The organism is Planctomycetota bacterium, from assembly GCA_039819165.1.
GTDB lineage: Bacteria > Planctomycetota > Phycisphaerae > Phycisphaerales > UBA1924 > JAHCJI01.
Genome location: JBCBSM010000001.1, coordinates 682,669 through 707,101, shown reverse-complemented (window position 1 = coordinate 707,101; position 24,433 = coordinate 682,669). Strand labels below are relative to the sequence as shown.

The following is a 24,433-nucleotide window of genomic DNA, read 5'->3' as shown; positions in this document are numbered from 1 at the left end:
CTCAATCCTGCGGCATCTTGACGAGGAACTCGGCCGGGTTCGCCTTGAACTTCGGCAGGCAGCCGGCGCAGCAGAAGCGAACCAGTCTCGTTCCGGCGACGAGCTCAACCGGATCGCCCATGGAACCCAGCTTCGCACCGGTGACGACGCAGGTGTCAAGGGCGTAATCGTCACGCTGCTGATCGGCGTACGCGGCATCGAGTTTGGCCATGTACTTTGCAGGCTCAGTGGCGATGGACCTTTCGCAGGCACCACAGCACAGGCGGACGAGGCGGTTCATGTAGATGAAGTTGACCGGCTCACCCATCGAGCCGAGCGGACCACCGACGGGGCAGTTGTCCATCGGGTATCCGGGGAGCTGTGAGTCGATGATTCGCTTGTCGAGAGCATCCAGGTACTTCTTCGGATCGGTCTTGAACGCGGCAACCGCGTCGGCGCTCGCGAGTCGGACAAGGCGGTTGTTGTGCACATGGTTCACGGCGTTAGCGCCCAGCTTTTCGCCGGTGACGATGCAGGTGTCGATGGGGTAGTGCATGAGCTGCTGCTCGACGATCTTCTCGTCTATCTCACCCCAGTACTTGGCCTCGTTGCCCTCAAACTCTTCGATGCAGCCGGCGCAGCAGAAGCGCACCTCTCGGTTGTCGTAGACCTTGACGATCGGATCGCCCATCGATCCGAGGGGGCCGCCGACGGGGCAGTCGGGCAGGGTGTACGGGTAGGTCGGCCCGGGTGAGGCCGTGCCCGTTGGGGATTCGTCGTCGGGCTGGCCATGTCGCTCCGAACCGGGCTCGCGGCCCGCTGCGGCCAGTACGACGAACTCGTCCTTGCGGATTTCATCCCAGGCGAGGAACGCCTCGCCGCAGCCGGGGCAGCAGAGGCCGATGGTCTTGCCCTTGTACTCGACGGTTCCCGCGGAGGGAACGATCGGCTCCTTGCCGATCGGGCACATGGTGTTGACGGGCTCGGCAGCCTGTTGGGTGTGCGAACCGGAGTCGTAATCCTGCGCCGATACAAGAGCAGTCGACGAGATCAGACAGATGCACGTGATCAGGGTTGCGGGCTTCATACAGAATCTCCTTGTGCCGGGGGCACATTGGTGTTGGACGCTGGGCGTGCGTGTGACAAACGGAATTTCCACTCCTGCGCCCAGCAGTACAGGATGGGAACGACGAACCAAGTGATGGACGCGACGGCCATGCCCCCGAACGAAGGGATGGCCATGGGAACCATGATGTCCGAGCCGCGACCCGTGCTGGTAAGCACCGGGAGCAGCGCGAGAATGGTGGTGGCGCTGGTCATGACAGCCGCACGGATACGGAGCTGTCCACCATCAACGACGGCCTTTCGGATGGCCTCGATCGACTGAGGCTTGCTTTCCGCCATCGACTGCTCGATGCGGGTGGCCATGATGACGCCGTCGTCGGTGGCGATGCCGAAGAGCGCGAGGAACCCCACCCAGACGGCGATGCTCAGGTTGAACTCCCGGATCTGGAAGAGTTCGCGGAGATTCGTACCCAGCAGCGAGGTTTCGAGGAACCACGGCTGGGCGTAGAGCCACAGCATCAGGAACCCACCGCCCCACGCGACGAACACCCCGCTGAAGACCATCAGGGTGACGCCCACCTTGCGGAACTGGAAGTAGAGCAGGAGGAAGATCACCGCCAGCGAGAGCGGCAGGACAATGCTCATCCGCTTGGCGGCCCGGACCTGATTCTTGTACGAACCGGAAAACTCGTAGCTGACGCCCGCAGGCACCACGAGATCGCCGGAACTGATCGCTTCCTGGATGAACGCCTGAGCGTCCCGCACAACCGACACTTCCGCCTCGGCGGGCATCTTGTCGAACAGCACATAGGCGACGAGGAAGGTGTCCTCGCTCTTGATCATCTGCGGCCCGCGGCGATACTCCAGTGTGGCCAACTCACGAAGAGGCACCTGCGCTCCCATCGGCGTGGGCACGAGGATGTCGCCCAGCGTCTCGGGCTGGTCGCGCAGTTCCCGCAGGTAGCGCACCCGGATGGGATAGCGTTCCCGGCCTTCGACGGTCATGGTCAGCGGCTTGCCGCCGATGGCGACCTCGATGACCTCCTGAACATCGGCGATGCGCAGCCCGTAGCGGGCGATCCGCTCGCGGTCGATGTCGATCTCAAGGTAGGGCTTGCCGACGACGCGGTCGGCGAATACCGCCGCGGGCTGCACGCTGGGGACCTGCTTGAGCAGCTGTTCCAGTTCGAGCCCGAACGATTCGATGGTCTCCAGGTCCGGTCCGTAGACCTTGATGCCCATGGGCGCACGGAAGCCGGACTGGAGCATGACGATGCGGGTCTCGATCGGCTGGAGCTTTGGCGCGCTCGTCACACCCGGCATCTCCGCCGCCGCCACGATCGCGTCCCAGATGTCCTGTTGGGATTCGATCTCGTCCCGCCACTGCCGGTATGGTCGGCCGTCCTCGTCGGGAATCAGCTCGCCCCGCTCGTCTCGGACAAACTCGTCCGCTGACTCGTCATAGCGAAAGTTCACCCGTCGGCCTTGATCATCGGTGCGGTACTCGCTCTGGTACTGGATGACCGTCTCGACCATCGAGATCGGCGCGGGATCGAGCGGGCTCTCGACACGACCGATCTTGCCCACGGCCATCTCGACCTCGGGCACGCTCATGATGCGGCGATCGAGTTCCTTGAGGATGTCCGTCGCCTCGCCGATCGAAGCGTGCGTCATCGTGGTGGGCATGTAGAGGAACGCGCCCTCATCGAGCGAGGGCATGAACTCGCTTCCCAGTCCGGGGAAAGCGTGCGCGATCTCGACCATTGTTTCGTTACTGCGGATCGAGTCCGGCAGCCATCCGAAAACTCGATCAAAGCCAAGCCATGTCGTCGCGCCCAGCAGAACTACGAGGAGAGCTGGTGAGAGTCCGATGAGTTTGTGGCGCAGTGTCCACGCGAGCACATGCGGGAATGCCAGACGCACGGCCCAGAATGCGAGCAAAATCCCGCCGACGATCACTCCGATGAATACTGCATTGCCTACCACTCCCGGTTCGGGGCCGAGCGGCTCCCACGCGCCAGCCAGGACGACGAGCACGACTATGACCGCCACGAGATTCGCCGACCATTGGAGGCCCCGCGCGACAATCTTGGGCAGCCACGGTCGAGCGAGATAGAACGCGCCGAACGCCGCGAGGATCAGGCCGCCGAGCGGTTGCACGAAGACCGCGACCGCCAAGCCCGTCACGGTGAGCGCCGCGGCAGCCGCCGTGCGTACCGCCCCGGCACGGAGCCGGAACCCCATAAGGACATGCGCCGCCGCGGGCAGGATGGTCAGGGCGATGATGATCGAGGCGATCAATGCGAAGGTCTTGGTGTACGCGAGCGGCTTGAAAAGCTTACCCTCGGCGGCCTCCATCGTGAAGACCGGCAGAAAACTGACTACGGTTGTGGCCACCGCGGTCAGCACGGCGCTCCCGACCTCGGTCGTCGCGCGGTAGATCGTTTCGATGGTCGGCTCTCGATTCGCCTCGTCCACGGCGGCTTCATCGAGACGGCGAAGGATGTTCTCGCTGAGCACAATGCCCATGTCGACGATGGTGCCGATCGCGATCGCGATGCCCGAGAGGGCGACGATGTTCGCGTCGACGCGGAACAGCTTCATACCGATGAAGGTCATCAGCACCGTGATCGGGAGCATCGCGCCGATGAGCAGGCTGCTGCGCAGGTGCATCACCATGAGCACCACGACGATGATCGTCACCAGCACCTGCTGGGAAATCGCTGAGTTGAGCGTCTGGAGGGTCTCGCGGATCAGTCCCGAGCGGTCGTAAAAGGGCACGATCGTCACGCGGCTTTCGGTGCCGTCGGCGAGAACCTTCGACGGCAAACCCGAGGCGGTGTCGGCGATCGTGTCCTTGACGCGCTGTATGGTCGCCATCGGGTTCTCGCCGTAGCGAACGACCACGACACCGCCCACCGCCTCCTCGCCGGCCTTGGTGAGCACGCCCCGCCGCAGGGCGGGACCCAGCGAGACCTTCGCGATGTCTCTGATCAGGATCGGCTGCCCATCCCGCGCGGTGATGGCCGCCTGCTCCAGGTCTTCAACCGATTCGATGAACCCGAGCCCGCGCACGATGTACTCGGCCCGGTTCACCTCGATGGTCCGCGCGCCGACATCGATATTGCTCTGCCGGACCGCGCCGATGACCTGGCCGAGCGAGACGCCGGCGGCCCGCATCGCGTCGGGGTTCACATCGACCTGATACTCCTGCACGAACCCGCCGATGGAGGCAACCTCGGAGACGCCCTGCACTCCCGCGAGTTTGTACTTGACGATGAAGTCCTGGATGGAGCGCAGCTCGTGCGGGTCCCAGCCGCCGGTCGGATTCCCATCGGGATCGCGTCCTTCCAGCGTGTACCAGAACACCTGCCCGAGCGCCGTGGCGTCCGGACCCAGAGCAGGCGTGACGCCGGTCGGCAGCGTGCCCGCTGGCAGCGAGTTGAGCTTCTCAAGCACACGCGAGCGCGACCAGTAGAAGTCGATCCCATCCTCGAACACGATGTAGATCGAAGAGAACCCGAAGACCGAGTAGCTGCGTATGTCCTTCACACCGGGGACGCCCAGCATCGCCACGGTCATGGGGTAGCTGATCTGGTCGTCGATGTCCTGAGGGCTCCGACCGGGCCACTCGGTGAACACGATCTGCTGGTTCTCGCCGATATCCGGAATCGCGTCGACCGGCACCGGATCCCGCGGTAGCCCCCCCCATTCCCAGTCGAAGGGCGCGACGAGCACACCCCAGAAGAGCGTACCGACTAGGAGGATCGCCACCACCAGTTTCTGCTCCAGACAGAACCGGATCACGGTGTTGAGCGGTCCGCGGGGAGTTGGAGGAGTGGTCGGGGCGTGGTCACTCATGATCGTGACCCTCGCTGCTTCCCTCGGTCGCGCTGTTCATAGCGTCACCGTTGAGCGGCTCAAAGGACTCGCGGATCTCCCCGCACCGGAGCATGCTTGCGCCGAAGTATGGGTTGTTGATCTGTTCGCCGCGCTGGAGCCAGTCGGCTCCCTGGTTATCGAAAGCCATAGGGCAGTGCGCGAGTTGCCATTCTTCGCTCCCCCGGTGCCCGAAACGACGCTGGAGCGCGATGACCGCCTCGCTCATGCCCTCGAACTTAGTCCGAGCGATCTCAATATCTGTGATACCCGGCTCGACACGCAGCCGGGCCGCGGCCCGCCGCCACTCGCCGAGCGGTTCGCCGACCAGTCCGGCCTCTTCGACGAAGCCGATCGCGGTTCGGAGGTCCGCGGCCGCCTGCGAAAACCCGCCGAGGTCGTCCGCCGCGAGCGCCTCCTGGGCGTCGAGGTACGCCGCGTAGATCGGCTTGAGCGCGAACACGAAGCTGTCGGGCACGCTGACGCGCTCGGGCATGGTCGGCATCGCGCCGTCGGATGTGCCGCCGTGCCCTGCGTGCGGGTCGCTCCCACCGCCACCGGCGGGCGTCATCATGCTCGGCTTTGCCGCGATCTGCATGGCGCTGTCGATCCGGAACGCGCCATTGACCACCACGCGTTCGCCTCTGCTCAAGCCTTCGCGGACGATGTAGAAATCGCCCGCCCGCGGCCCGAGCACGATCACCCTCCCCTCGTAGGTTGGCTTGTCGGCATCGGGCACCTCGACATACACCACCGATCGCGTCCCGGTGAAGAGGACCGACGAGCGGGGGATGACCAGGGGCTCCTCGGCCGCGCTCGGATTGCCGACCACGCCGAGCGATTCGGCGGGCACCAGGTCCATCCCGCAGATGTCGCACTGCCCCGGCCCGTCCTTGACGACGGTCGGGTGCATCGGGCTCACCCAGCGTCCGGCGAGTTCATCGTTGACAACCGCACCATCCTTCGCGATGCGGGTACGGACGGTGCCGGACGCGAACATCCCCGGCTTGAGCCGATTCCGCTCGTTCTCCACCGCGATCCGTACCGCTGCGGTCCTGGTCCTCTCGTCGACCATCGGCTCGATGAACGAGACGCGTCCCTCGAACACATCGCCCGGGTGCGCCTCGACCGTGAACGTCACGGGCTGCCCCCAGCGGAGCAGCGGGAGCTGCGACTCGTACGCCTCCATATCCACCCACAGGCGAGACAGGTCGGCGACCGTCGCGATCGGATCGCCTGTCTGCACATAGTCCCCCTCGCGCACCGCCAGATGCGTGACAACGCCTCCGATCGGGGCATAGATGGGCAGGTGATCCGATTCGAAGCGGCCTTCCTCGACCGCGATAATCTGCTCCGAGGTCAGACCAAACAACCGCAGCTTCTCGCGTGCCGCCGCCAATGTGTCCCGCGTGGCGGATCGCAGCAGTTCGCTGCCGGAGCTTGTATCCGTGGCCGCAGAGGCAACCTGTCGAAGTTCCTCGAAAGCCGCGAGCAACTCCGGGCTGTACACCTCGGCCATGTGGTCTCCGGCCGACACCGGAACACCGACATAGTTGACAAACAACCGCTCGATCCGCCCCGGGAAGTACGCCGTCAGTCGCGCCACCGAAGTTTCGTCGTAGGTGACCTTGCCATACATCCGCACCTCGGCCGTCGGGAAGAACCGGCCGACCGGGGCTGTCTCGATCCGGCTGAGCGCGGCGGCCGCCTCGCTCATCCTGACACGCAGTTCATTCCCCTCGCCCTCATCCGCGGTGACCGGGATGAGGTCCATGAAGCAGATCGGGCACTTAGCATCTGGGTCAGGCAGGCGAACAGACGGATGCATCGAGCATGTGTACATCTGCGGTTGGCTCGTGTCTTCGCCGTGCTCGTGGGCCTCCGCCGCCAGTTCAGTTGCGGGCTCTGGGGCGGGACGACCAATCCGATAGCCGATGACCAGCGCCGCGATAATGAGCGCGACTGCGATTCCCGCCGCGGCGTGCTTCCATACCCAACCGATTGTGACGCGGAGGCGTGCGAGGACGGTGTTCATGGCTGCACCTCGTCAGAAGGATCAGTTCGTGCGGAAGGAGCCGCAGCGTCTGTGGGAACGGGTTCACCGACGAGCGCATTGAGCCGCGCGAGTGCTTTGCCTCGGTCCGCCCGTGCGCGCTCGGCCGCGATGGCGAACTCCAGCAGCGTCCGCTCCGTGTCAAGCAGGTCCAGAAAACTCGTCTCGCCCGCCCGAAAGCCGGCGAGCGAAGCGCGAAGCGATTCCTCGGCCTTAGGGATGAGGGTGTTCTCGTACAGCCGGACCCGACGGTCAGCGTCCGTATGCTCGAACCACGCTCGGTGGATGCCCGCGGCGATGCGGTTGGCTTGGTCGGCGCGCTCGCCGGCGACCGCCAGCCGCCGCGCAAGCGCCTCACGAACGCCCGCGTCGTACTTGTCACGCCAGATGGGAAGGCTGATGCCGAAGTTCAGAAGAATCGGATCATCGCCGCTGCCCGGCGTCGAACTGTTCATCGCCTCGCCTGTGACGATGTAATCCAGGCCCACCATGAACTCCGGCAGCCCATCCCGCCTTGCAACCTCGGACAGTAGCCGCTGCTCTTCGATCTGCTCGTCCATAGCCAGCAGCATCGGATTCGAGCGCCGGGCGATCTCAGCGAGCCCATCGGCATCAACTGAGGCGATCCGTCCAGGCAAGCCGGTCATCCTCGCGACCTCTTCACCGGACGGGCGATTGAGAGCGGCGTTCAACTCGGCGACATAGGCCGGGCGCATCGACCGGAGCTGGGTGAGCCGGTCTTCGAGCTGACCGAGTTCTACCTGTACACGGATCAACTCCGGGTGCGACCCCGATCCCACGCGGTAGCGAGCCCGCAGCACTTCTTCGAAGGACCGCAGCAGTTCAAGGTTCTCATCGGTGATCGAGATCGTCGCGTCGAGGTACGCCAGATCGTGCAGGGTCGATACGACACGCTCGGTCACAGACAGCCGGACGGCTTCGAATCGCCTCCAAGCCGCCGCCGCCGCCTTCGACGCTGCGTCCTCTCGATTTTGGAGCTGGCCCGGCCACGGGAATGCCTGACTGACGCCGACTCTCGCCTCCTGCGGGCCAGTACGCGTCTGCACCTCTTCGAGAAAGAATCCGACACTCAATCGAGGATCGGGTAGCGCGCCGACCTGAGGTAGCCGCTCGGCGGAAGCACGCCAGCGCTGGTACGCCGCCTCAACCTCGGGGCTGTGGTACAGGGCGTAGCGGACAAACGCATCGGGCGAGGCGTCTGGCGCGATTGATGGCCCGAGCATCTCGGTTGATGCCGAGGATTCCCGGAAGGCAGACGGAGGCGTCTGCTCGATCCCCCGCGGCAGCGTTCGGTCGTGTGACTGCGTGATGTTGTGGGGCCGATCGAACGGGGACGAACACCCCGCGAGCAGACCAGCCGCTGCGGCGCAGATCGCGCTCGCGGCAATTCGCGATGCCATGGATGGCTCCTGAGTTTCTGGTGATTGGAGAGCGGGACAAGCGAGGTCAGCACGGCCTATATGAGCGCGCACTGTCCCTACCGAGCTTGGGCTCTACGTTCGCCAAATACCGAGGAGCGCCTGGATCTCGTTGTGGGTCAGCCCCGCGAGCAGGCTCAGCGGGCTTGAAGACCAAACGAATGATCGTCGCTGTGCAACAACCTCGATCTCCACCCGGATGGGCGGAGTCGGAACTGCCGTCACCGAATCACGATCTGTCCTTGGCAACGGAGTATCCGGTGCCGGCTGACGATCAGGGAGAGGGGATACCCGGCACTCGCATGGCCCGTTGCTCATCGGGCAGAAGTCGGCAGCCGAAGGCTCCGAATCGCAGCAACCGGTTTCAGGAGGCGAAACGACTTCCGCCACGCACTCTGCATGGCCACAACCGCCATGCGATCCCCAAGTTGGACCTGGAAGCCGCAGAAGGCCGGCCGTGGCGAGCAACAGGATGGGAAGAAAACGTGTCACGATTGAAGTCTACTTCGGATAGGTCGCAAGTGAACGCTGACGCGGGCTCAAATATTTCGTCGGCGATTAATCCAACCAGCGAAGGTGCCGAGAGTACAGGATGCGAACGAAAACAAAACGGATGCCGAACATGCAGTAGATCACGACACAGACTACATGACTAGAGTTCCTGGTCGTGCAAGAGTCGTAAATCCTTCGTGATCCTGTCTACAGCTTACGTGATTGATCTCTGCATTAGGGGATGTGGTCCTGTATGAGCCCACGATCGGCCACCTCTACGAGCAGCCTAGCTTCGAACGTGACGTGGTGGATGCCGTAACGCTTGGTCAACAGATCGATGGCATCGCGGCGAATCCGCTCGATATCTTGAATGGTTGCATTTTCTGCGACACCAACCGATACCTCCAAAGAAGTGGTCCGCTCGTCGATCGGCCAGATATGCAGATGGGCAACGGCATCTACCCCCTCGATTAGGCTGAGCGACTCCGCGATCAAATTGATCGACAGATGCTCTGGTGTGCTTTGCATCAGAATCCGGATGCAACGCTGCATCGGCGACCACGACACCCACACGATGTAGACCGAGATTCCAATGGTCGCGACGATGTCGGTCCAGTACCAGTCAAACAGGATGATCAAGGTGCCGGTGATGATGACCGCCACCGAGGCCAGCGCGTCGGCGATGTTGTGCAGGAACGCGGCCTTGATGTTCACACTGCCCTTGGACATCGAGTATGTGAGCAACGCAGTCGCCGCATCAACGACAAATGCGATTCCCGCGACGATCACTACCATCCATCCATCGACCTCTGGCCGGTCGAATGTGCGGGTGACGGCCTCGATAAGCAGATAACCCGCGATGACCATGATGGACGTGAGGTTGATCAGTCCGCCGACGACTTCGGCTCGCCCGTAGCCGAAGGTACGCTGCTCGTCTGCGGGCCGCTTGGAGATCCGCCTTGCGACCAGCGCGAGCAGCAACCCGGCTGCGTCACTGAAGTTGTGCAGAGCATCGGCGACGAGGGAAAGGCTGCCGGACAGCACGCCCCCGACCACCTGGGCCGCCGTCAGCAGAAGGTTGATGGCGACGGCCCAGGCGAGCCGGCGGGTTCCGAGATCGGATCCGTGATGATGGTCATGGCCGCTCATAGAGGATGCCTATTCGAGGGATACGGCCGCGGTCTGACGTTCGCCGCTGGCGGTCTCGATCTCGATCCACAGGCTCGCACCGGCCATGGTAGCGGGCGATTCGGTCTGGCCGTGGAAATGGTCGTCGTGGGCGTCCGCCTTCGATTTCAGCGCGCCCGTCCCGGCCTCATCGCCGATCCAGAAACGCACTGCGGCGGGGATTGGCCCGGACTCGACTTCGAGATCGAGATGCACTTCGGAAGAAGGCTTGATGTCGCTGGATACCGAGACCGCCAGCGCCGTTCCGGCGATCGTCACGCTGCCAAGCGACCGCATCTCGCCGTGGTCGTGCTCGCCGTGTTCACCCTCGGCATGGTCGTGCCCCTCATGGTCGTCGCCGTCATCAGCGTGATCATGACCGTCGTCTGCGGAGTGCGCTTCGGCGGACTCTGATTCTGAGGACTCCCCACAGCCAGGCAGCGAGACCGAAAGTGCGACGGCCGTACCGGCAACAGCGAGCATCTTGATGAGATCGTTCATGTTCAGGACTCCTTCGAGGTGATGGCCTTGGGTCGGCGGAACACACCGACAAGCCGGGAAAGCACGGATGGATGGCCAGCAGGACGACGCTCGGGCTTGTGGCCGAAGACAAGCGAGTATCCCGCCGGGACGACAATGAGATTCAGGAACGTGGAGGTCAGCAGTCCTCCGAGGGTGACGATGGCGAGGGGCGCGAGCAGTTCGCTGCCCGGTTCACCCGCGGCCAGCGCCAGCGGCACGAGCCCGAGCACCGCCGAGATCGCGGTCATCAGGATCGGCACGAGCCGCTCCATGGACCCTTGGACGATGGCCTCGCCGAGGGGGACGCCCTCGGCTTCCATGAGGTGATTATAATGATTGATGAGCAGGATGCCGTTACGAACGGCGATCCCGAAGAGGGTGATGAAGCCGACAAGGCTGGCGATGGACACCACGGGCGGGATGTACGGGCCACCGATGCCGATCAACGCCAAGGTGTTGTGGACCAGCCCACCCCCCTCGGTGATATAGATCGCCGCAATGCCGCCGATGAGCGCGAGGGGCATGTTGAGCATCACAAGCACAGCGGCCCGCATTGATCCCGTCGAGATCTGGAGCAGCATGAGCATGATGAGTACGACCGCAACGCCCGCCACGAGAATGGTCCGGGAGGCCGACTGCTGCGCCTCGAACTGACCGCCGTAGGACACGGTCATGCCGGCCCGTTGGACAATCGGATCGACACGCTCCTGCACCTGGGCCACCAAGTCGCCCAAGTTGGACCCTTCGGCCACATTGAGCGACACCACCGCCTTGCGCTGTGCGTTCTCGCGGGTGATGAGGTTGCTCGATCGCTCGGGGCCGATGTCGGCGACATCGCTCAATCGAACGGTGGCCCCTCCCCGGCCCCTGAGCAGCAGGTCGCGGACCTGCCGGATGGACTCGCGTTCCTCGGGTGCGAGCCGCACGACGAGGTCGTACTGCCGCACTCCTTGGTTCACCGTATCCACGACCTCGCCATAGAGAGCTTCGCGGACCTGCTCCGCGGCGTCGGCGGGGCTGAGACCGACCGCCGCGAGCTCGGCGTGCCGGTAGCGGATGGGAAGGGATGTGATCAGGACCTCACGATTCGCGTTGACATCGCGAGCACCCGGCAGGCCCTGGAGTTCGGCCTCGATCGCCTTGGCGACATCGCGAAGCTCGGTCAGGTCCTCACCAAAGACATTGATGGCGATCGCCGCGGGCGTACCGGAAAGCACATGGCTGAGGCGGTGCTCGATGGGCTGGCCGACCATCGTCGTGATGCCAGGGACCGCCCCGAGGATGCGGTCGATCTGCTCTCGCACCTCGAATCGGTCGCTCCCTGCATCGACGGTGACCTCGATCTCGGAGTTGCTGACCGGCTCGGCGTGCTCGTCACGCTCGGCCCGGCCGGTGCGACGGGAGACAGACCGGACGCCCTCGATCTGGACGAGCTGCTTCTCGACCTCCGTTGCGAGCCGATCGCTCTCGACGATCGATGTGCCGGGAGGAGCGAGCAGGAAGACCGTGAACGTGCCCTCGTTGAACGACGGGAGGAACGAGCTTCCGAACGTGCTCGCCAGCAAGAGTGCGGCGGCGGTTACGGCACCGGCGGTGCCGAGCACCCACGCCCGGTACCGAATGGCCGCCCGGAGTGACGGCTCGTACGCCCGCTTCAGAAGGCGGACCAGGAATCCGTCCCGGTCCTCGTGCTTGCCGCCGAGTTTGCCCTTGAGCAGGAACCGGCACATCGCGGGCACGACCGTCAGCGCGACGACCAGTGAAGCGAGGATCGAGATCATGTAGGTGAGTGCCAAGGGCTGGAAGAAGCGGCCTTCGAGCCCTTGCAGGAAGAGAAGCGGCACGAACACCATGACGATGATGACCGTGGCGAAGACCATCGCCGGTCGGATCTCGTTGCTGGCGTCGAAAATGACCTCCGTAAAGGGACGCTTGTCGGCCTCGGGCATGGCCCGGTTCTGTTTTAGGCGTCGGAAGACATTCTCCACATCGATGATCGCGTCATCGACAAGCACGCCGATCGCGACCGTGAGGCCGCCGAGCGTCATGACGTTGAGACCGAGGTTCATCGCGTCCATCATCAGGAGCCCAACGGCCAGTGAGATCGGGATCGCGGTGAGCGTGATGAGCGTTGTCCGCAGATTCATCAGGAACAGGACAAGGACGACGAGCACGATGATGACCGCCTCGCCAAGCACCTTGGTGACGTTGTGGACCGCGCGGTCAATGAAGTGCGACTGGCGGACAACATCTCGGTTGAGCAGGACACCTCCGGGAAGCGTCGGCTCGATCTGATCGAACAGCGCATCAAGACTGTCGGTCAGGGCAAGCGTGTTGGTGCCCGGTGACTTCTGGATGGACAGCACGACGGCGGGCTCCCCCCCCTCAGAAGCAGTACCCCGCTTGATCGCCGGCCCGAGGATGACCTCGGCAACCTGACCGATCGTCACGGGGACGCCTTCGTGGTACTTGATGACCGTGTTCGCGATGTCTTCCGGTCGCGTCACCCGGCTCTGCTGGCGGATCGGGATCTCGAAGTTATCCACATTCACCAGATAGCCACCGCTCGCGGTGCTGTGCGCGCCGCCCGCGGCCTCGACCACGTCCGTGATGGTCAGGTCGTAGAGCCTCAGCCGCTCCTGATCGACATTGACCTGGTACTCGGGCAGCTCGCCGCCGATCGCGACGACCTGGGCGACGCCGGGCACCGCGAGAATCTTGGTCCGCAGGTCGAACTCGCCGTATGAGCGGAGCTGCATCGGGCTGACGGAACCGTCGGGTGACGACAGGGAGATCAGCATGATCTCGCCCGCGATGGAGGTGATCGGGGTGATGAAGGGTTCAACCTCATCGGGAAGGTTCTCGCGAGCGGTCACGAGCCGTTCGGCCACGAGCTGCCGGGCATCGAACAGATCCGAGCCCCATTCAAGGTCCACCCAGACGATGCCTAGGCCGATCGCGCTGGCACTGCGGACCCGCCGCACGCCGGACATGCCGTTGACGGCGGTCTCGATGGGAAAGGTGACGTACTGCTCGACCTCGTCGGCGGCGAGCCCGCCTGCCTCGGCCATGATGGTCACGGTCGGGGCGTTGAGTTCGGGGAACACATCGACACTCATCCTCGGCAGGCGATAACCGGCATAGCCGACGATCATGACCGCCGCGATGAGCACGAGCGTGGAATAGCGGAGCGAGAAGCGGATAACGGCTTTCAACATGGCTCAATCCTCCCCTTCGTGAAACGTGCCATCGGAGTGGAAGTGGCCACCCTTCTGGATCGAACCGCTGGTGGCGAGCATCAGCTGAAAAGCACCGTCGAGGACGACCTCGTCGCCGTCACGAAGACCGCTGAGCAGGGCGACCCAACGCCCATCGTCGAGACCGAGGTCGGCCTCCATGCGGATCGCCTCGTTCGGGTTGCTCGGGTTGCGACGGAAGATGACGGGCGAGAGCCCATCACGCTGCACCGCGGCGAGCGGGATGGCGAGTTCGGGTGAAGCCGTCGAGTCGGTGACGATTTCGAGTTGGGCCGAGACGCCCGGTCGGGCCCAGGGCTTGAGTTCATCGGGTACGACGAACAGTTCGAGCGTGCGGTCGTTTGGATCGCCGGCAAGTCCAAGTGTGATCGTGCCGTCCATCGTCGCGGTCAGAGGCACGGCGCGCCCCGCGGCGGTCGGCGTCGGCGGGACGATCCGGGCCGTGAGCCCGTCCCGCAGCACGCCCAGGTCGCTCTGGAGCCCGGACGCTCGGAAACGGAGCCGATCGGGCTGCACGACGGTGACGACGGGTGTCTTCTCGTCCGCCCACGAGCCGTTCGTCAGGCCCAGCATCTCCACGACGCCGGCTTCGGACGCAGTGACCTCGATCGCGGCGATCGTGGCCCAAACGGGCTCGGTCCCATGAGGCGTCTCCACGGTCCGGGCGAGTTCGTCCCTCGAACGAGAAACGACCGATGAGGCGGCATCGAGCAGATAGTCCAGGCGTGACCGGGCCGCACGGAGATCAGCAACGGTCTGCTGCCGGTCCGCTCCGAGTTCCGCCTTCTTTTCCATCACGTTGGCGAGGTCGGCTCGGGTGCTCGCGAGCGACGCACGGGCCTGGGCGAACTCATCGACGCGGCCCCCGCCCGCCTCGCGGACCGACTGCAACTGCTCGACCCGCTCGTTCCAGACGGCGACACTCTCGTGGAGGCTGTCCTCGTGCTGCTGGTGCGCCGCGAGAAGCGGCTCGAAGGTCTCTAGCCGTGCATCCAGACGCTCGATCTGGGCCCCGGCGTCGGCCAGTTGCTGCTGCATCTCCCGCCATGACGGCGAATCGAGCCGATAGAGCGGTTGGCCCGCTTCGACCCGGTCGAACTGCTCGACGAGGAGCTCAACACGACCGGGGACGGCGGTCCGGTACTCGCGTCGCGCCGTGGGCAGATACTCGAACCGACCCGGCACGCGGAGGGTCTGCTCAACCCGCCGGCGCTCGACCTTGACGAAGCTGATGCCGAGGTTCGACCGCACCGCGGCCGGGATCGCGACACGGTCGGACCCGGTTGCCTCGGCCTCGGCCTCTGACGAGTGGTCGTGCCCATCCGCCTCGCCGTGCTCGGCCTCGCCGGATGTCTTCGGAGATCCGCCATCGCAGGCGGCCAGTGTCAGCGGCAGAACTGCCGCGAGGGCGATCGCGATCGCCCGTTCCATGATGTTCATCGGGATGCCTCCTCGGCGGGCGTGTCGCCTCGCGCCGCGGTGTGTGGTGTGGTTAAGGATGTGGTGTCATCGTCGGTCGCGGGCTCGACAGCAGCCGGCATTTCCGGCTCGTCCGGGCCGAGCAGGCGAGTGATCTCAATCGCCGCGTCGGTCTCGGCCAGACGAAGATCGAGCAGACGGCTCTTGGCCTCGAACCGTCGCGTGACGGTTTCGAGCAAGAGCAGCGTGTTGACCTCGCCAAGGTCGATCAGTTGCTCAACTTCGGATGCCTGCTCGTCGAGCATCGGCACAAGGTCACGCTCGAACGCATCTCGCTGCGTTCGCGAGGCGTCGTACGCGGCACGGGCCATCGAGAGCTCGCGAGTCAGGCGCTCGAAGGTGGTCTCCGCCGCGGCCCGAGCCACCTCGCGGCGAGCCTTTGCTTCCGCGATGCCCGCCCGGTTGGCGTTGAGAATCGGTATCGGAATCGACACGCCAAGCAAGAGTCGGTCGTCGTTGTCCTCGCTCCCATAGCCCGTGCCGATGGTGATGTCCGGATACTGCTTGCGGACTTCCAGGCGGAGTGTCTCCTCGGCGACCTGATACTCGGCCCGCCGCACCGCGAGGGTGGTGTTCGCCTCGATGAGTCGCTCGATCGCATCGGCGATCTCGGCGATCGACGCGGGCGGAAGCGCCGGCAGCAACACCACCGGGGCGTCCGGCGGAATCCCCATCAAACCGAGAAGTTCGACACGGGCCCGGGCTTCTGCGAACACCGCCTCGGCGACATCCGCACGGGTCTCGACCAACTCGGCCCGCAGGAGCCGAGCCTCGACCCGCGTGAGTTCTCCCGCCGTCTCCAGCCGGTCGGTTATGGCGGATATCCGCTCGACCTGACCGATCACCTCTCGCAGCAGGCGGAGCCGCTCGGATTCCGCGGACCAGGATGCCCAGGCCGAGCGAACCGCGGCCCGCGTGCTCCACTCGGCGTCCACGATCCGGCGGAGCTCGGCCTCGTACGCCGCTCCGGCCCGATCCTTCTCGACGCCGAGCCGACCCGAAATCGGGATCGTCAGGCTCAGCGTGAGTCCGTATTCGAACGGCCCCGACGGCGAGAGGATTTCCGCCCCGTCGAAACCGAACTGCGGGTCCTCCCACAGCCCCGCCGTCTCGAAGGTCGCGAGTGCGACACCGGCATCGAGGCGAGCGAGCCGGAGGTCGGGGTTATAGAACAGGGCGAGCACTTCGCCCTCGGCGGGTGAGAGCCCGTCGTTCGGGTCGAACCGCTCCGGCACCTGGTTGCCGGCCTCGGAGAGCCGCTCAACGAAATCCGAGATGGGTTCAGTGGCAGCGAGCCGTGCGTCGAGCGCGGCCCGATGGTCGGCCAACTCCAGCGGTACCCGCTCGTAGGACTGGCAGCCCGCCAGCGCGATCAGGGCGAATGTCGAGCCGAGGCCCGGCAGCATGACCCGCGTTCGACGCGGGCGTTTCAGATTGTCCATTGTTTGTGATTCCTGTCTGGGTCCAAAGCGATGACAGCCGCAACGGACAACGCCGCCGCGGCACGCGCGAAGGAACAGACAGAAATCAGATGGTCAGGCGAACGCTCGCCACGATCGCGAGCCTATGGGCCCCGCTGGGGTCAAACCAACGCGGCGGCATCGGCGGGCCGCGGCGTCCAAGGCCGGTCTCCGCCAGGATGACGCCCCACGATGGCGACGAGACGATCGCGGGCGGTACATCGCTCCCAGTGTCACTCCGGGGCAGTGTCAGGAGTTCCGCGGTTGTGATCTCGACATCGGTACAGCCGCAGTCGTGCTCATGCTCTCCCGCGGGCACGGGGAGTGGCCATGACGCATCGTGGCTGCACGAGGATTCGCAGTGATCGGACTCTGCGGGTGCGTGTTGATGGCCGCCTCCGAAGCACAGTACAGCCACGCCGCCAACACCGCCAGCGAGGGCGTTAAAGGCGATGATCGCGGTGAGCAGGATGGCGAGCGGGCGATACTTCACGCGTTTAGTATACCTCGGCTCTTGCCGAGCGTTGCTTGAGATCCGGAGACCTGACCGAGACGGATCGATTGCCGGGACATCCCTGACACTGCCAAGATTATTGGGGGTTACCGAGTTCAGTGCGGTTGGACCGTTCAAGGGATTGCCGGGGCCTCGGGGAGCCCGTTCGCAGGACCCGCCATCCGGTGCCCGAGTCTCACCACCAAGGCCAGCCATGCCCGTCGGGCACCCGGGGGTGAGGGGGGACACCTACCTGAAACCGTGAGAGGATGTACCTACAGCAGAAATCAGTTCCGGACCCCTGCGTCTCTGCTTGAGTCCGCCCAGATTTGAACGCCCCCACGAATCACAACCGCGGCGACAATCGAACCGACCAAGAGATCAGGAACGCGGCTACCCAATGCCATCACGAGAAGCCCCGCTACGATCACGCCAGTGTTCGCGATGACATCGTTCTTCGAGAAGATCCAAGACGCTCGCATATGCGCACCGCCCTCGCGATGCTTTGCGATAAGCCGGAGACAGATCAGATTCGCAACAAGCGCGACAGTCCCAGCTCCAATCATCAGATGACTCGTCGGCTCGCTGCCGAACACCGCCCGGCGGATTACCTCGACCAAAACTCCAAGACCCAGCGCGATTTGAAGGACGCCGCTCACTCGCGCTGCAGTCCGCTGTGCGCCGCCGGACCGGCTCGCCGCGTACAACGCGATGCCGTACACCGTGGCATCTGCCAGCATGTCAAGCGAGTCGGCCAGCAGCGCGGTGGACTCCGCGATCCATCCAACCATCACCTCGGCAACGAACATCACGCCGTTGATCGTGAGTAGCGCTATGAGCGTTCGCTGCTCCAGACCAACGGCATCCTTTCCACAGTCGCAGCCGCTCACTGATCACGCTCCGAGTCAGCAACCTGCGCACTTTCTTTCATGAAGACGGATGCGATGACCGGAAGCACAAACAAGGTGAGTAGCGTCGACGTGACCATGCCGCCGATTACCACCGTCGCCAGCGGTCGCTGGATCTCGCTCCCCACCCCCGTTGCAATCGCCATCGGGACGAACCCAGCGATATCAGTGATCGCCGTCGCGAGCACCGGCTGGAGGCGGGTCTTCGAGGCCGCAATGATCGCGTCCTTGCTCTGCTGGCCGGTGTTGAGTGTGTCGCGGATCGCGGTGATGAGGATCTGTCCGTTGAGCACGGCGATGCCCGTGAGAGCGATAAACCCGACGGCGGCGCTGACGCTGAAAGGGATGTCGCGCCACCACAACGCGAAGATGGCACCGACGGCCGCAAACGGGATGCAGGTGTAGATGATGACGACATCCCGTAGGTTTTTCAGGCTGAAGTACAGCAGAAAAAACACCATAAGCAAGACCGCGGGCACGACGATGATCAGGCGAGTCCTGGCGCGTTCCAAGTTCTCAAACTGCCCACCCCACTCAAGCACATAGCCCTCGGGCAATGTGACCCGTTCATCAATGGCTGCCCTTGCTTCACTGACAAACGATGCGGGGTCTCTTCCGCTGACGTTCGACTGCACACGGATGAGTCTTCTGCTCCACTCGCGGTTGATCGTGGCCGATCCTTCCGAGAGATCGACCGAGGCCATCGACGAAAGTGGCACCGCGACGCCCCCTTCGGTCGGAATGCGTACTGATGACACCGCTTCTACATCTTCCCTGAATGTCTGCGGGAGTCGGACGACAAGCGGGAAGACACGCTGGCCCTCGAATACCTCACCGACGCGGATCCCGCCGATCGCCTCAACGAAGTCCAACACCTCGCTGGCGGCGACGCCGTAGCGGGCAACACGGGACTGATCGACAGCAACTGACAGCGATGGTTGCCCCGTGATCTGATCGACCGAGATATCTGAGGCACCCGGGATGTCCAGAAGCACACGCTGAACGTCGTCGGCGATCCGGAGCAACTCGTCGAAGTCGTCGCCGAAGATCTTGATCCCGATATCGGATCGGATGCCCGAAACCATCTCGTTCATGCGCATCTCGATCGGCTGCGTGAACACCATGTTGACGCCGGGAAACTGTGAGATGGTCTTCTCCATCTCGATCACGAGACCCGCCTGCGTGTCCGCTTGCGTCCACTCTGCACGTGGCTTGAGCGTCAAGAAAATGTCTGTCAGTTCGATCCCCATCGGATCGGTCGCCACCTCGGCGGTCCCGATGCGGCTCCAGATGTGCTCAATCTCATCTGGGAACTCATCGAGCAGGACCTCCTCGATCCGTGTGTTGTACCGCACGGACTCATCGATCGAGACGCCAGCGAGGCGGATGGTGTTCAGGACCATCGAGCCCTCGCTCAGGCGCGGGATGAACTCGCCGCCCATCTGCGTGCTCCGGTAGCCCGCGACGCCTAGCAGAGCCACGGCCAGCAGCATCACGACCCACCGGAGTCGAATCGCTCCGCCGACGGCCCAGCCGTATGCCCCGGCCAATCCACGTAGCAGAATGGCGTCCTTGGGTTTCGCGCGACGCGGAAGGAAGTAGTACGACAAGACCGGGGACAGGAACACCGCGACCAGCAGGGCTCCCAGGAGCGCGAATATGAACGTCCACGCCATTGGCCGGAACATCTTCCCCTCGATGCCTTCAAGCGTCAGCACGGGGGCAAAGACGAGCGTGATGATGCCCATCCCGAACACGATCGGTCGTACCACGCGCGCACTGGATTTCGCGATCGATTCGAGCCGCTCGGAAGGCGAGAGTTTCCGGCCAAGCTCTCTCTGGCGTTCCTTCAGCGAGCGGAGATTGGCTTCCGTCATGACCACCGAGCCATCGACAAGGATGCCGAAGTCGATCGCGCCGAGGCTGAGCAAGCTTGCTGCGATCGCGAACTCGTACATGCCCTGCACGGCGAACAGCATTGAAATCGGGATGGCGACCGCGACGAGCAAACCGGCTCGGATGTTACCCAAGATGATGAGCAACACGACGATCACCAGCACGGCACCGATCACGAGGTTGTGCTCGACCGTCTTGATGACCTGCTCGACCAGCAGGGTCCGGTCGTACACCACATCCAAGACGACATCGGGCGGCAGCGACGGCGCGAGGGATTCAAGGCGTTCGCGGAGTTCCTCGGTCACCACACGACTGTTCTCACCCATCAGCATGAAGGCCAGGCCGAGGACGACCTCGCCCTTACCGTACGCCGAAACCGCGCCGCGGCGGATCTCGCTACCGATTGCAACCTCCGCGACATCTTGAATCCGCACCGGCGTGCCGTCGCTGGAAGCAACCACGATGTTCTCGATCTCACCGATCGTCGCAACACGCGCCAGTCCCCGCACCACCCTCGCTTCACCGGAGGTCACGATCTGCCCGCCGCCGACGTTGGCGTTGTTGCGGCGCAGCGCATCCAGCACATCCTCAAGCGTGAAGCCAAACTTGATCAGTGCTTCAGGTTTGACGACGACGTGATACTGCCGCTCCAAGCCACCCCACGAATTGACCTCGGCCACACCCGGCACCTTGCGAAGCTCGGGCTTGATCACCCAATCATGGATGGTCCGGAGTTCTTCGATAGAGTGTTCGCCGGTCTCCGACCGGATGACGTAGTGAAAGACCTCACCGAGACCGGTCGCGATCGGGCCGAGCTCCGGCCTTCCGACACCATCTGGCAGTTCGACTGCCGAGAGCCGTTCGGTAATGTACTGCCGCGCGTCGATAATGCGGATGTCATCATCGAAGGTCGCCACGACCTGTGAGAAGCCGAACTTTGAGACGGACCGCACGTTCTGGAGCCCGGGCAGCCCGCCGATCGAGAGTTCGACAGGAAGGGTGATCTGTTGCTCGATTTCTTCCGGGCTGAGCGCGGGGGCCACCGTGTTGATCTGCACCTGGATCGGCGTGGTATCTGGAAACGCGTCGATCGGAAGCTGGATCATCCGGTACACACCGGCGGCGCACGCGATCGCGAACAGCAGAATGACAAGCACTCTGTTCCTGAGCGACATCTCGATAAGACGGGTCAGCATGGTGGCTCCGGATCAGTCGTCGACACATCCCGCACCGAGGCGAGACTTGAGGAACTCGGTCTTCATGGTGAAGCTGCCGCCGGTCACGACGGACTCAGTCTCTGTGAGGCCCGCCAGAATGGCGATCGTGCCGGAAACCGTGCGCGGCCCGACATCAACACGCCGAACCGCGAACAGATCCGGTTCCTGCCGCACAAAAACGAAAGGCGAGCCATCGATCTCATGCACCGCTTCGCCAGGGACAAGCAGCGAGTTCGAGGTGCCACCGATCATCGCGGAGACTTCGGTGAACATGCCGTGGCGAAGGATGCCACGATCATTTTTAACCGTCGCGCGGGCCCGTACCATCCGGGTACGTTCATCGATACGCGGGCTGATCCATGTGATCTGCCCAGGGATCTCTAACTCGGGTAGAGCCCGGACGCTCGCGATGATCTCTCCGCCGCGCTCGATCTGAAACGCCTGCTCTTCCGGGACCGCGAGCTCGATCCACATCGTCGACAAATCAGCGATCTCGAAGAGTGAGCCCTCTGAATCCGCTGCCTCGCCAAGAACCGCGGTCCGCTCGACGACGCTGCCAGCGAAGGGTGCCCTGACGTAAAGGTCCGAGGATGACGACTGCTCCGCCGCGATATCCGCGACTTCCGATTCAGTGAAGCCGAGATTGATGAGCTGCTGATGCGTGCGACGCACTTCCAGCTCAGCGAGCTTGAGCGCTGCCTGGGCATCCTGGAAGTCCCGGCGTGCAGCAATGTTCTCGTTGACGAGCTTCTGCTCACGCTCGAACACGGTGGTTCTCGCTTCGACCTCTGCGATCTTGGACAGGTACGCGGACTTCGCTTGTGCCACCGCCACGGAGTTGATGACCGCGAGAATTTGCCCTTCTTCAACCTGGTCGCCAACATCGACACGGATATCAGTGATTACACCGGGGGCCAACGGTGTGAGCTTGGCCAATCTGTTCCCGTTGTAGCGGACCTCGCCCAACAAGCTGATCGTTGCTGAAGCAGCGCCTCGATTCGGTCGCTCAAGCGTCAGCCCGGCAAGCTCTGCCGATCTCGCGGAGGGCATGCGGACGAGCAGCGACTCGCCAGCCTCAAGCGTCCCAGCGAGCTGAGGCTGGCAGATTCCGCATTCGATCTCATCGACCCCGTGCTCATGACAGAAGAGAGAGGGGGCACCATCGCGGGAGGGCGTCGCCGAGGCGTCCCCCAGCAGAGCGGGATTGCACAGGTGGCATTCGTCTTCGTAAAGGAAGTGCTCCTCGCAATACGCCCGGTCCGCGTCTTCCAACTGGGGTTGGCAGATCCAGCACCGGTCTTCATAGCGAGCATGCTCGCTGCACCACAAGCGGCCCTCATCACGCTTGGCCGGGTCACAGATGAAGCAGGTCTCGTCAGCACTGTGTCCATGGAGCCCGCCCGACGACTCGTCGGATGTGTTCTCCGAGGCATCGAGTGCCGGGTTGCAGAGATGGCATTCGTCCTCATACAAATTGTGTTCGTCGCAATACGGTCGGGACGAATCCTCAAGCTGCGGCTGACAAATCCAACACCGGTCCTCGTACCGGGCATGCTCGGTACACCACAAGCGGCCGGCGTCGCGCTTCGTGGCGTCGCACACGAAGCAAGTCTCGCCGTTCTCGTGCGAGTGAGCGACCTGTGTCACATCAGATGCGCGTGATCCGTTGGATGACGATGATGCTTCCTGTTCGCCATCGCACCCGCCAAGCAGGAGCGTCGTTGTGAACATGCAAACGAGTGAAATGACGCCGCGTGATGGTCTCACGGTGTGTCTCCTTGATTGGGGTGATCAGAATGTTCGTGGAGCGAATGGGTGTCCAGCGGCTCTGAGATGAGCCCCTCAACCTGCACCTTCGCGGCGTGGTATTCGGCGAGAGCTTCGAGCCTTTGGGTTTCAGTATCGAAAAGGGTGCGCTGCGCATCGAGGACATCGAGGTACGGGAGCTTGCCTTCGTCGTAGGCCCGACGCGTCGCGTCGTATGCGTTCTTCGCCGCGGGGAGTAGGGCGGCATCAATCGCCTGGGCCTCGTGATACGCGGCGGTCAATCGGGCGTGTGCCCGAACAAGTCGGGTGGCCAAATCGCGTCGGGAAGCCCGCCCCTCGTCGATCGCTTGTGCTGCTCGGAGCCGGGCGGCCAGTACTCCTCCCTGATTGCGATCGAAGATCGCCAATGGCACGGACACGGCCACGACGAGACCGACATCTTCGCTCTCTTCGGCATACCGAATGCCAGCACCAGCCGTCACGTCGGAGACGGCTAGAGCCCGTTCGAGAGCGACCACCGATGATCGTCGCTCGGTCTCTGCGATCCAACGCTGAACTTCCGGATGGTGCTCAACGAGATCCGTCAGAGCATCGAGCAACGGCACAGGCATGAGGTCATCCAGCGATCCGATGGCCGTGTCAAAGCCGGGGTCGGTTGCATCCCACATCGCACTGAGTTCACGCCTCGCGGCCTCAAGTTCCCGGCTGAGTCGATCTGCGGCGATGCGGGTGGATTCGCTTTCGAGCCGGGCCTTGATCTCGTCGATGGGTGAAACATCTCCGGCCTGCACCCTCCGATCGATGACGCGCCGGTTCTCCTCTGCGAGTACTTGCGCGCGAACGGCGAACTCAACACGCTGCTGGAGCTCCAGTACCCGCACGAAGCGGGACGCGGTGTCGGTGAGCACGGCCAGCCGCTGTGCTTCGTAGTCGAGAGCAGAAACAGTCCACTGCCCCTCGGCGACCCGCACGCGGCGGTCTCGCTTCCCGCCAAGCTCAAGAAGCTGGCTAAAGGCTATGGTGGTCTCGACAGAATCAAAGCCACTCAAGCTTCCAGAGCCCGCGAAGTCTTCGACCTCGATTCCGACGCTTGGATTGGGGGAGAGCCCGGCTTGCAGACGACGCGCTTCCGCAATCCTCGGCTCCCAGGCAAGCGATCGAAGTCGCGGGTTGCGTACGAGCGCAGCCGCGAGAGCCTGGCGAAGGGTCAACTGCTCACCGATGGTGACCACATCTGATCCTGGTCCGACTCGATCAGGATCCTCCGGTGCTTCGTAACGAGGCATATCGCGCAAGAGAGGCCTTGCGGCGGGGGGGTCGAAGTCGAATGGTGACGGCGCGCAACCGCCCAACAGAGTGA

General features: G+C 63.8%; 13 protein-coding genes. All 13 read right to left on the bottom strand.

Annotated elements, in window-relative coordinates:
* Position 1: 1 nt before the first annotated feature.
* Complete coding sequence (locus tag AAFX79_03100; GenBank protein ID MEO1007529.1) at positions 2-1,066, bottom strand: hypothetical protein; 1,065 nt, start codon at positions 1,064-1,066, stop codon at positions 2-4.
* Positions 1,063-4,905, bottom strand: a complete 3,843-nt coding sequence (locus tag AAFX79_03095) for an efflux RND transporter permease subunit (GenBank protein MEO1007528.1) — start codon at positions 4,903-4,905, stop codon at positions 1,063-1,065. The genes AAFX79_03100 and AAFX79_03095 overlap by 4 nt, the downstream gene beginning before the upstream one ends.
* Positions 4,898-6,958, bottom strand: a complete 2,061-nt coding sequence (locus AAFX79_03090) for an efflux RND transporter periplasmic adaptor subunit (protein MEO1007527.1) — start codon at positions 6,956-6,958, stop codon at positions 4,898-4,900. The genes AAFX79_03095 and AAFX79_03090 overlap by 8 nt, the downstream gene beginning before the upstream one ends.
* A complete protein-coding gene (locus AAFX79_03085; GenBank protein MEO1007526.1) occupies positions 6,955-8,397 on the bottom strand; it encodes a TolC family protein in 1,443 nt (480 codons plus the stop codon). Before AAFX79_03085 ends, AAFX79_03090 begins: the two co-directional genes overlap by 4 nt.
* A gap of 744 nt (positions 8,398-9,141) precedes the next feature.
* Positions 9,142-10,056 carry a cation diffusion facilitator family transporter gene (locus tag AAFX79_03080; protein ID MEO1007525.1) on the bottom strand — a complete coding sequence of 305 codons (915 nt, stop codon included), beginning with the start codon at positions 10,054-10,056 and terminating at the stop codon, positions 9,142-9,144.
* A gap of 9 nt (positions 10,057-10,065) precedes the next feature.
* Positions 10,066-10,575, bottom strand: coding sequence for a hypothetical protein (locus AAFX79_03075; protein MEO1007524.1), 510 nt, complete (start codon positions 10,573-10,575; stop codon positions 10,066-10,068).
* A gap of 2 nt (positions 10,576-10,577) precedes the next feature.
* Positions 10,578-13,814 carry an efflux RND transporter permease subunit gene (locus AAFX79_03070; GenBank protein MEO1007523.1) on the bottom strand — a complete coding sequence of 1,079 codons (3,237 nt, stop codon included), beginning with the start codon at positions 13,812-13,814 and terminating at the stop codon, positions 10,578-10,580.
* Between the two features lie 3 nt (positions 13,815-13,817).
* Positions 13,818-15,293, bottom strand: a complete 1,476-nt coding sequence (locus tag AAFX79_03065) for a hypothetical protein (GenBank protein MEO1007522.1) — start codon at positions 15,291-15,293, stop codon at positions 13,818-13,820.
* Positions 15,290-16,774, bottom strand: a complete 1,485-nt coding sequence (locus tag AAFX79_03060) for a TolC family protein (protein MEO1007521.1) — start codon at positions 16,772-16,774, stop codon at positions 15,290-15,292. Before AAFX79_03060 ends, AAFX79_03065 begins: the two co-directional genes overlap by 4 nt.
* A gap of 798 nt (positions 16,775-17,572) precedes the next feature.
* Complete coding sequence (locus tag AAFX79_03055; protein MEO1007520.1) at positions 17,573-18,175, bottom strand: cation transporter; 603 nt, start codon at positions 18,173-18,175, stop codon at positions 17,573-17,575.
* Positions 18,172-21,285: a CusA/CzcA family heavy metal efflux RND transporter gene (locus AAFX79_03050; protein MEO1007519.1), complete on the bottom strand. Its 3,114-nt coding sequence runs from the start codon at positions 21,283-21,285 to the stop codon at positions 18,172-18,174. The genes AAFX79_03055 and AAFX79_03050 overlap by 4 nt, the downstream gene beginning before the upstream one ends.
* 12 nt (positions 21,286-21,297) lie before the next feature.
* Entirely contained in the window at positions 21,298-23,037 is a 1,740-nt protein-coding gene (locus AAFX79_03045) for an efflux RND transporter periplasmic adaptor subunit (protein ID MEO1007518.1), read from the bottom strand.
* Between the two features lie 32 nt (positions 23,038-23,069).
* Complete coding sequence (locus AAFX79_03040) at positions 23,070-24,305, bottom strand: TolC family protein (protein MEO1007517.1); 1,236 nt, start codon at positions 24,303-24,305, stop codon at positions 23,070-23,072.
* Positions 24,306-24,433: the final 128 nt, after the last annotated feature.

What these genes read in the sequence shown, in the direction of transcription:
- AAFX79_03100 (MEO1007529.1), bottom strand. Translation starts at nt 1,066, where the DNA reads ATGAAGCCCGCAACCCTGATCACGTGCATCTGTCTGATCTCGTCGACT.
- AAFX79_03095 (MEO1007528.1), bottom strand. Translation starts at nt 4,905, where the DNA reads ATGAGTGACCACGCCCCGACCACTCCTCCAACTCCCCGCGGACCGCTC.
- AAFX79_03090 (MEO1007527.1), bottom strand. Translation starts at nt 6,958, where the DNA reads ATGAACACCGTCCTCGCACGCCTCCGCGTCACAATCGGTTGGGTATGG.
- AAFX79_03085 (MEO1007526.1), bottom strand. Translation starts at nt 8,397, where the DNA reads ATGGCATCGCGAATTGCCGCGAGCGCGATCTGCGCCGCAGCGGCTGGT.
- AAFX79_03080 (MEO1007525.1), bottom strand. Translation starts at nt 10,056, where the DNA reads ATGAGCGGCCATGACCATCATCACGGATCCGATCTCGGAACCCGCCGG.
- AAFX79_03075 (MEO1007524.1), bottom strand. Translation starts at nt 10,575, where the DNA reads ATGAACGATCTCATCAAGATGCTCGCTGTTGCCGGTACGGCCGTCGCA.
- AAFX79_03070 (MEO1007523.1), bottom strand. Translation starts at nt 13,814, where the DNA reads ATGTTGAAAGCCGTTATCCGCTTCTCGCTCCGCTATTCCACGCTCGTG.
- AAFX79_03065 (MEO1007522.1), bottom strand. Translation starts at nt 15,293, where the DNA reads ATGAACATCATGGAACGGGCGATCGCGATCGCCCTCGCGGCAGTTCTG.
- AAFX79_03060 (MEO1007521.1), bottom strand. Translation starts at nt 16,774, where the DNA reads ATGGACAATCTGAAACGCCCGCGTCGAACGCGGGTCATGCTGCCGGGC.
- AAFX79_03050 (MEO1007519.1), bottom strand. Translation starts at nt 21,285, where the DNA reads ATGCTGACCCGTCTTATCGAGATGTCGCTCAGGAACAGAGTGCTTGTC.
- AAFX79_03045 (MEO1007518.1), bottom strand. Translation starts at nt 23,037, where the DNA reads ATGTTCACAACGACGCTCCTGCTTGGCGGGTGCGATGGCGAACAGGAA.